Source organism: Acinetobacter sp. A2 (assembly GCF_012371325.1).
Classification (GTDB): Bacteria; Pseudomonadota; Gammaproteobacteria; order Pseudomonadales; family Moraxellaceae; genus Acinetobacter.
In genome coordinates this window covers 108,064-120,638 of sequence record NZ_JAAZQX010000002.1, presented here as the reverse complement: position 1 = coordinate 120,638, position 12,575 = coordinate 108,064, and the positions used below count along the sequence as shown (strand labels likewise).

Here is a 12,575-nt window from a genome sequence, read left to right as displayed (position 1 = left end):
GACTATCACCATGCGTCATCGTAATAGTGGTGTGAAATTAGGCCGTACAAGCAGCCATCGCAAAGCGATGTTCCAAAACTTGGCTAATTCTTTGTTCGAACACGAGTTAATCAAAACGACTGTTCCTAAAGCAAAAGAATTACGTCGTGTTGCTGAGCCTTTAATCACTTTAGCTAAAAACGATACAGTAGCAAACCGTCGTTTGGCGTTTGCTCGTACTCGTTCAGCAGCAACTGTTGGTAAATTATTTACCGTTCTTGGCCCTCGTTACAAAGAACGTAACGGCGGTTATCTACGTGTTCTTAAAGCGGGCTTCCGTGCAGGTGATGCTGCACCGATGGCTTACGTTGAGCTAGTAGATCGCGAAGTTAAATAATTTCGCCAAGAATAACGCACGTTGTTCGAAAAAGACCGGTTTTACCGGTCTTTTTTTATGCCTGTAAATTTTTCAAGCATGCTGATTATCTAAAATTGTCCTGAAATGATAAGAATTTAAGCTTCTTTTTTTAAACTTGACATTGTGTATTGTCAAATATGTGTTTTAATAAAAATCATCATTCAAACTGGACAATAAAACATGGATAAGCAGGTTGATATTTTAATTATCGGGGCAGGTATTTCGGGTATTGGTTTGGCTGCACACCTCACGCAACATTGCCCGCAGCGTTCTTTTGAGATTATTGAGCGTCGCCAAAGTTTTGGTGGAACGTGGGACTTATTTCAATATCCTGGTATTCGTTCAGATTCGGATATGTCTACTTTTGGCTATAACTTTAAACCTTGGAAAAAAACCAATGTACTGGCGGATGGCGCATCAATCAAAGGTTATTTGGCTGAAGTTATTCAAGAAAAATCATTAAACAGTAAAATTCATTTTCAGCATCGCGTGTTATCTGCTAACTATGACAGCCAAGCGCGTAAATGGATGTTAAAAATCGAAAATGCAGCCCAGCAGATTGAAACTTGGGTAGCTAATTTTGTACTCGGTTGTACTGGTTATTATAACTATGATCAGGGCTTTCAACCTGAGTTTCCAAATCAAGCAGCGTTTAAAGGCACTTTTATTCATCCGCAGCATTGGCCTGAAAATTTTGATTATCGTGGTAAAAAAGTTCTCATTATTGGCAGTGGAGCAACGGCAATTACTTTAGTACCTGCCATGGTTAAAGGAGGTGCAGCGCATGTAACGATGTTGCAGCGCTCTCCAACCTATATTGCATCTGTGCCTGCTATGGATTTTGTTTACGAGCAGATGCGTAAGGTTTTACCTGAAGATGTTGCTTATAAAATTATACGTGCACGTAACATTGGCATGCAGCGTGCCATTTATGCCTTGGCACAAAAGCAACCAAAATTGCTCCGCACTTTGTTATTAAAGTCGATTCAGATGCAGCTCAAAGGCAAAGTCGACATGAAACATTTCACGCCGCATTATAATCCGTGGGATCAACGCTTATGTGTCGTGCCTGATGGAGATTTATTTACCATTTTACGTGAAGGCCATGCATCAATTGAAACGGATCATATCGTGCAATTTACCGAAACAGGGGTGCAATTAAAATCAGGTAAGCATTTAGACGCAGATATTATTGTGTCTGCAACAGGCTTGAACATTCAGATTCTAGGGGGCATACAAGCCACAATTGACGGTCAGCCAATGGATACCTCGAAGCACATGCTTTATCAGGGCGTAATGGTGAGTGATGTACCGAATATGGCGTTAATTATTGGTTATATCAATGCGTCTTGGACTTTAAAAGTGGATGTTGCCGCGGATTATATCTGTCGTTTATTCAACTATATGGATCAACAAGGCTATGATGAGGTCATCCCACAAGGTGATCAAACTGAGTTGTTGGAAGATACGGTGATGGGCAGTTTGAGTTCAGGCTACATTGCCCGGGCTGCCGATGTGATGCCGAAACAAGGCAAACATGCACCATGGCGTGTGACCAATAACTATTTGAAAGATCGTAAAACATTGAAACAAGCCAGTTTTGAAGATGGTATTTTAAAATTCAAAAAACAGGCACCAGTGCAGCAGCGTAAGCCGAAATTAGTGTCTTAAAACTTATGGTGCAAGTGTATGCAAGATACGCTTGCACCAAATTCTCTGCATGGATCGATGCTCTATAAAGAACGTGCAATCAACTCCTTCATAATTTCATTGCTGCCTGCATAAATACGATTGGCACGATTGTCTAAATAGGCACGTGCAATTGGATATTCCAACATATAGCCATAACCACCATGTAGTTGTAAGCATTCATCGACCACTTTGGAATACAGTTCTGAAACTTTGTATTTTGCCGCTGCAGCCGCTTCTACGCTGAGTTGATTATTCAGTTGCAGTTGCATGCAGCCATCGACAAAAGTACGGCAGAAATCGATTTCTGTACGCAGCTCTGCTAGTTTAAAACGCGTATTTTGAAAACTTTTCAAGCTTTTACCAAAGGCATGTCGTTGTTGGGTATATTGCAAAGTGTGTGCAAAGGCAGCTTCTGCGCCAGCTTGGCACAGAATAGCGACGATCAAACGTTCCCAAGCCAGTTCTTGCATGAGTAGCATAAACCCTGCGCCTTCAGTGCCGAGTAAATTCGCTCGTGGTACGCGAACATTGTCAAAAAACAGCTCACAAGTGTCTTGGCCTTTCATTCCAATTTTATTCAGTGGTTTGCCTTTGCTAAAACCGACTCGATCTGCTTCGACCATAATTAAAGATAAATTTGCCGAGCCTTTATCGGTATTGCCTGTTTTACAAACTACGATAGCCATATCGCACAAATAGCCATTGGTAATAAAAATTTTAGAACCGTTAATCACATAGTCATCACCATCTATTACTGCAGTTGTACGCACTGCTTGTAAGTCCGAACCTGTGCCTGGTTCGGTCATGGCAATGGCGGTAATGACTTCACCCGTGGCCATTCGTGCTAACCAATGCTGTTTTTGCGCGTCAGTCCCAAAGTTGTTGATGTAATTTGCAACAATATCTGAGTGCAGTGAAAATCCTGTAGCACTGTCACCTGCATAGGCTTGTTCTTCAAGTAGAATCATGCTGTATAAACGGTTTACCGCTGAACCTCCATACTGTTCAGGCATGGTGCTGCACAGTAAACCCAATGCACCTGCTTTTTGCCAAAGTTCACGGTCTACATGCTGTTGTGCTTCAAATCTTTCTGTATGCGGAATCACCTCTTGCAGATAAAATTTGCGCACTAAATCACGAAAACTTTCATGTTCAGCATTAAATAAAGTTCGTGGCAACATATTTTGAATGGGACGAATTGCAGCAGATTGCATAGGGTCATCTTCCTGATGGTGTTGTTTTAAATTCACCTTAGAAGAGTTACTTAAGCTGAACAAGGTGCAGAATGCTTAATTCAGCAGACAGAATGATGCTTTTGGTCAATGCTGCACAAAAGTCATCGAAACTTTAAAAGGGGTCGGTTAAACTAGCTGGAGTTTAATTTGAATGGGGAATAACTATGAGTGAAGACATCAGCTTAGAAGAACGTAAAGTCATTTACCGCGCCCGTCGTGGTTTAAAGGAAATTGATGTCTACTTTGACCCGTATGTAAAAAATCATTATCTAAATGCCAGCGCAGAAGAAAAACAAATGTTTGCCGATTTGGTTGCACAGGAAGACCCAGACTTACTGGACTGGTTTATGGAAGTAGCTGAGCCGCCACGCCCTGAGTTAAAAGACTTTATTCAAAAACTCAAAAATTATGTACATGGCTAAACAGCAAATTCAGCTGAAACGCAGTCGTTTGGCTTTGCTGTTTCAGCTGATGGTTGGAAGTGTGATTGTGCTGCTTTTGGCACAGGTTTTAGCAACATGGCTATGGCTTTGTTGTTGTCTAATTTTAGGCGGAGCCTATTTCAAATTTTTAAAGAGCAATCGCATCCTGAGTTTAGATCAGTTAGATGAACATGAATGGTCGATTGCCTATTTTGCTCCGCAGGCAGCATCACAGCATATAAAAACACTAAGAAAAACGACACCGCAGCAAACAGAAATTCGTCGCGTACAGTTGCGGCAAGTCGTTGATCATCAAATTTATATTGTGCTGTATTTTCAGAAGGCATTAAAACCTGCTGTGATTTGGTGTGATCAAGTTTCTACTGCCGAATGGAAAGCACTTAAAGTATTGGCGAAAATGCTCTAGTTTTCGGACATTTGTATATTTTTAATAAAATAAAAAAACATAATTATCATAAAGATAAAAAAATCACTCACTTTTTGTGCTCTAATCAGTCATTTTAAATTGGCAAAAAAGATTAACCTTATCCCTGTTTTTGGTTATATTGATTCCAGACAAGTGTAGAGCAATACATTTCAGATCAATGAAATGATTGGATTGTAATTTGTTGAAAGATTTTTTATTTATACCGCGTAAGCGGGTACCAGTTAATAAGTAGCATGTGCTGAACCGTCGCAATGCTACTTTTTTTTGCCTAAATTTTGTCGGATGACAGATTACAGTCAATTTTCAAGACTGAAAAACATGGCAAAGTTATCTATCTGAAGCTGAAGCAAGATGCTTTTATTCAGATATTGCTTCTGCTATGTTTGTTACAATGGACATAAACACAATTATAGAGGACAGGAAAATGTCGCAAGTCCAAAAAATAGGCCAGGGTGTGGCCGTATTCGCAATCACAAGTTTATTATTATCAGGTTGTTCACAAGTGGTTAAAACGGGAGCGAATGTCGCGCTTGGTTTTACTGAAAAGCATATTGTGCCGCCAATTTTGGCCATGGAAGATGCTGAAATGGTGTGTAATTCTGGTAACTCACTTACACCAGCCATTATGGCCACCAAAGACATGGGTGCAGACCCGACACGTGTTGCAGTATTGATGTACTCGGCTGCAGGAATTTGTGCTGAAGAAAAAGCCTTGGATGCAGAGCTGCGCTATTTACGTGCGGCCAAAGCAGGGCAGGTGTCAGAGGCACAAGATGCGCGTATTCAGCAAAAACGCTGGGCAGCATTGGCAGCACAACGCCAATATACGGGTTATCAACTGTTTCAGCATCGTTGGGAAAAGAAATATAGAAAAGCCTTAGGAGAAGGCTGCCCTAAAATGAACGGCGATATTGAACAAACCGTATATATGCTGGGCATGCTCAGTGGTTTACAAGCCATGACCAATGATATTAATTCAGGCGGTGCTGTGCATGTACCTAAAGATATTGCAGCAATTGTTGAACGTGGAATGACCTGTTTAAACAATGAAAAATTCTGGGGTGCACCTGAAGCCACCCGTGCAGTAATTTGGACCTTATTGCCAGGTGCAGGAGATGGTAAACCTGATCCGTATCAAACCTTAAAACAATCCATGCAAATTGGCGAAGCCAAAGGTGTACGTTTATCTCATGCTTTGTATGCAGTTGCTGCGCAAGCCAGTGGTGAAGATGCCAAAATTCGGGATGCTTTAAAATCTTTTGCTAATGCTCGCAGTGACGAAAAACCTGTCAATCCACAATTTAAACTGATTGATGCCATGGCCGGAAGCATGGTACAAGGAATTTCTGACCGTTATTGGACAGAAAATACAGGAATCCGTGGTAATGATGATGCAATGAAGCGCTTCTGGGATGAACAGGACAACTCATCAGAATTAGATGATTTGTTTAATGAGGATACCGCAGCACAACTGTAAACTGTAAGCAACTTTGCCCAATCTGAATTGTTGTTGTATTCACATTGGGCAAGCATTGTTGAATATCAGGACATAATAAGAATAACTGGAGGGCAAAGTTACCTATGCAATATTCATCTCAATTTCTCAATCGAAAAATTGTGTTTATTGCGGCATGTATGTCAATTTCTGCATGCTTACAGGTCTTTGCAGAGCATTTTATTTACTGGTCTAGCCATTTGTTGGATGAGTTCTGGCGTTTATGGACAGGGCATTGGGTACATGTCGGTTGGATACATTACTTACTCAACATGATTGCTTTTGCCTGTTTACCTTTTATTTTTCCACATGCCAAAGTCTGGCACTTTGCCGCACTGCTCTTGGTGTTACCCCCTGCAATCAGTTTGAGTTTTTATTATTTTCTTGCCGATATTGATGCCTATGCAGGCCTGTCTGGTGTGCTGCATGGTGCTTATGTGGCCGTAGCTTGTGTTTATTTACTCTATAAAAAAGAACGTAGTTTTGCCACTTTGGTATTGACGCTGATTTTACTAAAACTATTCTGGGAAAATACCATGGGCAGTTTGGGTACAGCTGAACTCATTGGTAGCCCTGTTTTAGTTGAAGCGCATTTACTGGGGGTGATTTGGGGGGTATTTTTTGCATTGGGCTATATTATTTGGGCCTATTGCATCGACCCTAAATAAAGCATATTCCAATACAACGATAGCAACCGAACCGTATGACAGTTGACCATTTTAACGAAAAAGAAAATCTATATTGTCATTTTAATGATCATTACTTTGATGCACATTTAAACAGAATATAAAAAACCCAATAGAAGATGGATTTTTCTATTGATGAAAAACCGACAGAGATTCGAGCGATTTGGTTTCTGCGCAAAATAAAAACAGGACAATATATGCACAATAACGGACAACGCAGGTCTGGCTTGGCTTTGCTCAGACATATATGGACAGAATGGATTTCTACATTCGTTATTTTGATCTTACTGTTACTTACCTTGATTATTGGCACCGGTGAAATGGTACATGGTCAGTTGTTGCGTATGGGCGAGCGCTTATATGGCGACCCTGCAACAGGCATGCAATATTCATTTTTACGCGCTGAACCGACAGCGCCCGATTGTGAGCGCAACCCCGATGTAGATGCACAGGTGAAGGCACAAATGCAGGCCAATGCTGCCGATGAGTTTGCCGATATTTTTGGGACAGCTTCAGAGTCCGATGTGCGTTCTTCTATTTTGGCGGCTAAACAAATTTGTGAAGAAAAATATCAATTTCACGATCAAGCGATTCAGCACATTCAAGCGCATCCAAGCTTAGCGCTCTACCGTACGGTAGAAACCTCATTTTTTGGCATCTTTAAATTTGGTACTGAAAATCGCGCTATTTTGTTGGTGTTGATGGTGGTGTTTGCGGCAATTAGTGCCACTTTAAAAACCCACCATATTGGTTTACGTGGGCCTGCCACGAAAATTGATTTTAAGGTGTATTCGACCTTAATGCTGGTGGCAAATGGTTTCTTGACCGCATCAAGTATTAGCCAATATCGTTCTGTGCTGAATTCGGGCGTACCGATGAGCAGCGAGATGCAGATTATTTACTGGCTGTGGATGATCTTGTTTACAACGCTCACCTTGATCAGCCTATTTCAGTTGTTCAAACCACCTGCACCGACACGTGAGGGCGGCAGTTTAGGGTTGGCTTTCCTGAGTGTACCTTTGTACGCGTATATGGCGATTAGTACAGGCTTTTCCTTCACCTTCCTGATGGATTATCCGATGGGGCAAGGGATTTACTTGGGGCAGTTGGTTGAATTCTCCAGTATTTTCCTCAATTTGGCGCTGTTTATTTGGGCGGGGATGTTGCTGAAACAAACTCGAATTGTCGACTTGTTCTTGAGTATTTTGCGTCCATGGCATCTTGCCCCAGAAACCCTTACATGGTTGATTTTGATTGCAGCAGCCTTACCAACAGCCTATACAGGTGCATCGGGTATTTTTGTAATTGCTGCAGGTGCGATTATTTATAAAGAGGTTTGGAATGCAGGTGGACGTCGTCAGTTTGCATTGGCTGCCACAGCGATGTCTGGTTCAATGGGTGTGGTTTTACGTCCATGTCTCTTGATTGTGGTCGTGGCATCGCTCAATAAAGAAGTTACAACGGACTTGCTGTATCACTATGGCTTGTATGTCTTCTTATTGACCTCAACTTTATTCTTGATCATTTCGCTGTTCTTTGCCGAGAGTAAATTCCGTATTGCTGCGCCAAGTGTTGCTGCACCTCTGTCATTCCGTGCTTTAGGCCCAGTCTTGCCGTATATCATCATTTTTGTGTTGATTTGGGCTTTCTATAAATATGCTCTCGACACCAATATGAATGAATTTACAGCACCTGTGATGATGCCTGTGATTCTTTTGATGATGGTGTTGTTTGATAAATTACGCCACGAACCTGCACCGATTCCACCAATGGGGCAGTGGGATCAGACCTTAGATACGCAGCCCGCAGCATCACAGACTGAAAATTCTGCGGAGCGCTCATTACTGACTGCTCCAGACTCACCATTGCGTCAATATGGATTCTTTAAAGCATTACATCTATCTACCAGTGAAACGGTGGGACACATTGGTGCTTTGGTGATTCTGATGGCGCTGTCGGTGAGCGTAGGGGGCTATTTAGAACGCATTGAAATTATGGATGCTTTCCCAACTGATATTAGCAGCATCTTCATTGTGATTAGTTTGATTGTTGCCCTGATGATTTTTGTGGGAATGATCATGGATCCGTTTGGTGCGGTGATTCTGATTTCTGCAACGGTTGCCCCTGTAGCTTATCAATATGGTATTCATCCTGTGCATTTCTGGATGATTACTCTGATTGGCTTCGAGCTAGGCTATGTCACACCACCTGTGGCACTGAACCATTTATTGGCACGTCAGTCCATTGGCGATGAAGAAGTTGCAGCAGCAGATGCAGAAGTCAGACATAAATCCTTCTACTATCGCTTTGAACGCTGGATTTTACCTGTGATTGTGATGCTGCCAGCTATGCTTATCATTGCCTATGTGCCTTATATGTTTAAGTTATTCGGTTGGTATGAGTAAGCTTTTGATAAGCCTTATATAATTAATAAAATCTTAAATACCCTGTCCTTGTGACAGGGTATTTTGTATCCGAATGATCTGATTGATAAACTTAATGGTCTGAAGGGTGGTGATGCCAGCGTTTTTGTAGCAATGGACTGCATAACACGATGGCAGTCAGAATTAGAGCAAAACCAATTAAGCTAAACACATCAGGCGTTTCTTGCCAAAAACTGAAGCCCCAAATTCCTGCAAAAATAATCGCAATATAATTTACGGGGCCAATTTGGCCAGCAGGGGCAAGACGATAGGCATTTGACATAAAAATCTGACTGATATTGGCCAAGAGTCCTGCACCAATTAAAAAACTCAGTTCAGTCCAAGTATAGGGACGCCATGACCAAAACATAGGAATGACCGAAATGAGCGTACCAATCAGGCAAAAGTAAAACACAATCCGTTCAGGTGGTTCGGTTTGTGTCAGAGCACGTACTGTGACAAATGCCATTGCTGCTAAAAAACTGGCACTGAGACCAATGGCAGACATACTGTTAAACATACCTGCATCGGGTTTGGCCACAAACAACACGCCAAATAGACCGATACATGCAGCCAAAAGCATCGACTTGGTGATTTTTTCTTTAAGGAACAGCCATGCAATCAGCGGAATAAAGATTGGTGAGGAGTAAGTAAAAACCATTGCATTGGACAGTTTTAAATTGGCAATGGCATAGAAAAAGCCATACATGGCGGTAAGACCGACCACAGAACGCCAAGTATGCATCCACAATTTTTGTGTTTTAAAAAAGCTCAAGCCTTTGTTAAAAAGTAGCGGGATAAAAATAAAGATGCCGATAAAATTGCGGAAAAAGACCACAGTGGCGTTATCTACCGTTTCTGAGGCATAACGCACGCAGACACCCATCAATGAAAAAAGAAAAGCCGAGCAGGTCAACAGCATGATTGCTTTGAGCAAATTCTGTTGGGCAGAACTGGGAGATGTCATACAAATAAAGCCAGAATAACCTAGGGCTATTCTAGCTTAAATTGACGACGTACAGACGAGATATTGCACAGCAAGGCTGTTATTGCGCTAGCTGTGCCTCCAAAATTTTAATTTGTTCTTCTTTGAGTTTAATCAACTCATCGGCATCGGCATGCTGCTGTTTTAACAAGCTGCTCTGATCATTCAATTGGTTTCGAATGTCATCCAATTTAGCCACTTCTTCTTTTGCAAGAGCAGCATTTTCAGGAACAGGCGCTTTAAGTAAATCTTCAGTGACCAACTGTTTTGGTGCTGCTTCTGCATCTTGCAACGAAGTTGCTTCGGGTGGTGCAGATTTAGCCGCAGGAGCCGTTACTGGTGGTGTGGCTTGCATGTCTGTGTCATTGTCTGCGCTGCCCATCCATTGAAAGATAAACACGGCAATAATGACAACAATTAAGCTCCCCGTAATCGCCCACAGGAATTTAGGGTTATGTCGTTGATCTTCAGTCATGCGTTGAACCTTATTGTTTTATTTTGACTGACGAGGCTTAAACTGGATCACCCCAACTTCATCTGAAATCTCAGGGATTTCAGGTTCATCAATATGTGTTGGACGGTTTTCCGTATAATCACATTCGATGCATTCGATCCATTCAGCTTCGCCAGCGGTGAGCATGACAACCCGATCCATCGCCTGACATTTTGGACATTTTGCGCCTGCAATGAAACGACGTTTAATGGTCATCATGACTCCCCTAACTTCATCTAAAGTTCTTAGTTTAAGCGTTTTTCACCGTGTTCGTCCAACCTTGATGACGTAATAGTGCGTCTATTTTTGGCTCGCGTCCGCGGAAATTGATAAATGCATCAAGTGCTGAATCTTTTCCGCCAACTGCTAGAATAAACTGTCTAAACTGCTTACCCGTTTCGGTATTAAACAGTCCTTCATTTTCAAAACGATCAAAGGCATCGCTGGCCAAAACCTCTGCCCATTTGTACGAATAATAACCTGCTGCATAGCCGCCTGCGAAAATATGGCTAAAGCTGTGCTGGAAACGGTTATAGCTTGTGGTCGGCACAACGGCATAATTCTGGCGAATGTCATTTAGGGTGGCTTGAATCTGTTCAGCGGTTAATGCAGGGTTGCTGCGGTGAATACTTAAGTCAAATAGGGCAAATTCAATTTGACGTAGGCTTTGCATACCTGATTGGAAGAAACGTGCATCTAACAGCGCTTTGAGCAAGTGTTCAGGTAGTGTCGCTTGCGTATCAATGTGCGCACTCAGCATATCTAAACTGTCCTGATCCCAAGTCCAGAATTCCATGAACTGACTTGGTAATTCCACTGCATCCCATGCCACGCCATGTGTGCCTGCTACAGAAATATTATCCACTTCAGTCAGCATGTGGTGTAAACCATGACCAAACTCATGGAACAGAGTAATTACTTCATCATGGGTGAGTAGGGCAGGTTGGTCTGCCACAGGTGGGGTAAAGTTACACACCATATAGCAAATCGGTTTTTGTAAATTTTGAGAGAGTTGCATGCGTGAGCGGAAACCACTCATCCATGCACCGCCACGTTTGCCTGTACGCGCATACAGGTCAAAGTAAAAACCACCAATCACTTGCCCTTGATCTTCAAGCTCAAAATAGCGTGCATCCGGGTGCCAAACAGGGGCAGCACGCTCAATAATATCAACATCGTATAAACGCTTTACGATGTTAAACAAGCCATCTACCACTCTAGGGGCAGGGAAATACGGTTTTAGCATCTCCTGCGAAAGGTTAAATTGTTGCAGTTTTAATTTTTCTGAATAGTAGCCTGTATCCCATGGTTGCAGGGTATCAATGCCGTCTTTGGCAGCAATGGCTTTAAGTTCTGCAATTTCCTTTTCTGCAGGTGCTCGTGCATGTTCTGCTAGTTCACGCAAGAACTGATCGACTGCTTCGACACTTGGTGCCATTTTGCTGGCAAGGGATAATTCTGCGTAATTGTTAAAACCGAGCAGCTGAGCCATTTCTTGGCGCAAACTCAGGATTTCTTGCATGATTGGTGTATTGTCAAATTCAGACTGGTCTGATTGATCGGATGCTCGTGTGGTGTAAGCTTGATATAGAGTTTCACGTAAAGCACGGTCATCTGCATAGGTCATAATGGCTAAATATGCAGGAATATCCAGTGTGGCTACAGCTTGTTCCAACTCACGTTGCTGACCATATTGTTTCAGTAACTCAATGCTACTTTGTGGCAAACCTTTGAGTTCATCTTCCGATAAAACTTTGTAATAGGCTTGTGTGGCATCAAGCACGTGATTGGAAAAGTCAGAGGACAGTTGCGATAAACGTGCAGAAATTTCGGCATAGCGTTTTTTGGCTTCACCTTCTAAGGCGACACCTGAAAGCTTAAAGTCACGTAAAGCCAGTTGAATTGCACTTTGTTGTGCGGCAGGTAAATCTTTAAATGTGTTGGCATCGTGGATATGTTGATAAGTTTGGTACAACACCGTGTGTTGACCAAGCTGTGTGTAGTAGTCACTTAAACTCGGTAATAGCGCCTGATACACTTCACGGGTTTCAGGGTTATTCATGACGGCATTTAAATGTGACAGTACACCCCATGCCTCACTCATATTATTTTCGAGCTGGTCAATCTGTTCCAAAATCTGCAGTTGCGCCGTGGTATTGTCAGGTACAGCCGTAAGCGTATTTAAAAACTGCTGCCCTTGCTGAATGGCGTGTTCAATTTTTTGTTTTAAATCTGCCAGTGTAATTTGATCAAATTGTGGAACAGGTAAGGTTGCTTGCTGTAATTTCATATTTTAAAT

Annotated in this window: 12 protein-coding genes; 7 read left to right on the top strand and 5 right to left on the bottom strand. The window is 42.1% G+C overall.

What is annotated here, in order from left to right; all coding sequences use genetic code 11:
• Positions 1-10: 10 nt before the first annotated feature.
• Both rplQ and HHA43_RS01555 read left to right on the top strand, forming a co-directional pair.
• On the top strand, positions 11-376 hold the full coding sequence (gene rplQ, locus HHA43_RS01560) for a 50S ribosomal protein L17 (protein WP_004974746.1): 366 nt from the start codon (positions 11-13) through the stop codon (positions 374-376).
• A gap of 201 nt (positions 377-577) precedes the next feature.
• Entirely contained in the window at positions 578-2,068 is a 1,491-nt protein-coding gene (locus HHA43_RS01555) for a flavin-containing monooxygenase (RefSeq protein WP_168541557.1), read from the top strand.
• A gap of 62 nt (positions 2,069-2,130) precedes the next feature.
• Here the strand turns inward: HHA43_RS01555 and HHA43_RS01550 are convergent, their stop codons facing one another.
• Entirely contained in the window at positions 2,131-3,303 is a 1,173-nt protein-coding gene (locus HHA43_RS01550) for an acyl-CoA dehydrogenase family protein (RefSeq protein WP_168418771.1), read from the bottom strand.
• A gap of 185 nt (positions 3,304-3,488) precedes the next feature.
• Here HHA43_RS01550 and HHA43_RS01545 point away from each other — a divergent pair, with 185 nt between their 5' ends.
• The 5 genes from HHA43_RS01545 (at position 3,489) to HHA43_RS01525 (ending at position 8,780) form a co-directional block, all read left to right on the top strand.
• Positions 3,489-3,746, top strand: coding sequence for a succinate dehydrogenase assembly factor 2 (locus tag HHA43_RS01545; RefSeq protein ID WP_168418770.1), 258 nt, complete (start codon positions 3,489-3,491; stop codon positions 3,744-3,746).
• Complete coding sequence (locus tag HHA43_RS01540; protein WP_168418769.1) at positions 3,739-4,173, top strand: hypothetical protein; 435 nt, start codon at positions 3,739-3,741, stop codon at positions 4,171-4,173. The genes HHA43_RS01545 and HHA43_RS01540 overlap by 8 nt, the downstream gene beginning before the upstream one ends.
• A gap of 445 nt (positions 4,174-4,618) precedes the next feature.
• Positions 4,619-5,671: a hypothetical protein gene (locus HHA43_RS01535; protein ID WP_168418768.1), complete on the top strand. Its 1,053-nt coding sequence runs from the start codon at positions 4,619-4,621 to the stop codon at positions 5,669-5,671.
• A 104-nt stretch (positions 5,672-5,775) separates the two neighbouring features.
• Complete coding sequence (gene rrtA, locus HHA43_RS01530; RefSeq protein ID WP_168541555.1) at positions 5,776-6,357, top strand: rhombosortase; 582 nt, start codon at positions 5,776-5,778, stop codon at positions 6,355-6,357.
• Between the two features lie 137 nt (positions 6,358-6,494).
• A complete protein-coding gene (locus HHA43_RS01525) occupies positions 6,495-8,780 on the top strand; it encodes a TRAP transporter large permease subunit (protein ID WP_416240596.1) in 2,286 nt (761 codons plus the stop codon).
• 91 nt (positions 8,781-8,871) lie between these two features.
• On the opposite strand, the gene HHA43_RS01520 is transcribed toward HHA43_RS01525, so the two are convergent.
• The 4 genes from HHA43_RS01520 to HHA43_RS01505 form a co-directional block, all read right to left on the bottom strand.
• Positions 8,872-9,765: a DMT family transporter gene (locus HHA43_RS01520; RefSeq protein WP_168418765.1), complete on the bottom strand. Its 894-nt coding sequence runs from the start codon at positions 9,763-9,765 to the stop codon at positions 8,872-8,874.
• A gap of 79 nt (positions 9,766-9,844) precedes the next feature.
• Positions 9,845-10,258, bottom strand: coding sequence for a hypothetical protein (locus HHA43_RS01515; protein ID WP_168418764.1), 414 nt, complete (start codon positions 10,256-10,258; stop codon positions 9,845-9,847).
• 18 nt (positions 10,259-10,276) lie between these two features.
• Positions 10,277-10,486, bottom strand: coding sequence for a YheV family putative zinc ribbon protein (locus HHA43_RS01510; protein WP_413784390.1), 210 nt, complete (start codon positions 10,484-10,486; stop codon positions 10,277-10,279).
• Between the two features lie 40 nt (positions 10,487-10,526).
• The gene (locus HHA43_RS01505; RefSeq protein WP_168459980.1) at positions 10,527-12,566 is read right to left on the bottom strand and encodes a M3 family metallopeptidase; all 2,040 of its coding nucleotides are present in this window, start codon (positions 12,564-12,566) and stop codon (positions 10,527-10,529) included.
• Between the last annotated feature and the right edge of the window lie 9 nt (positions 12,567-12,575).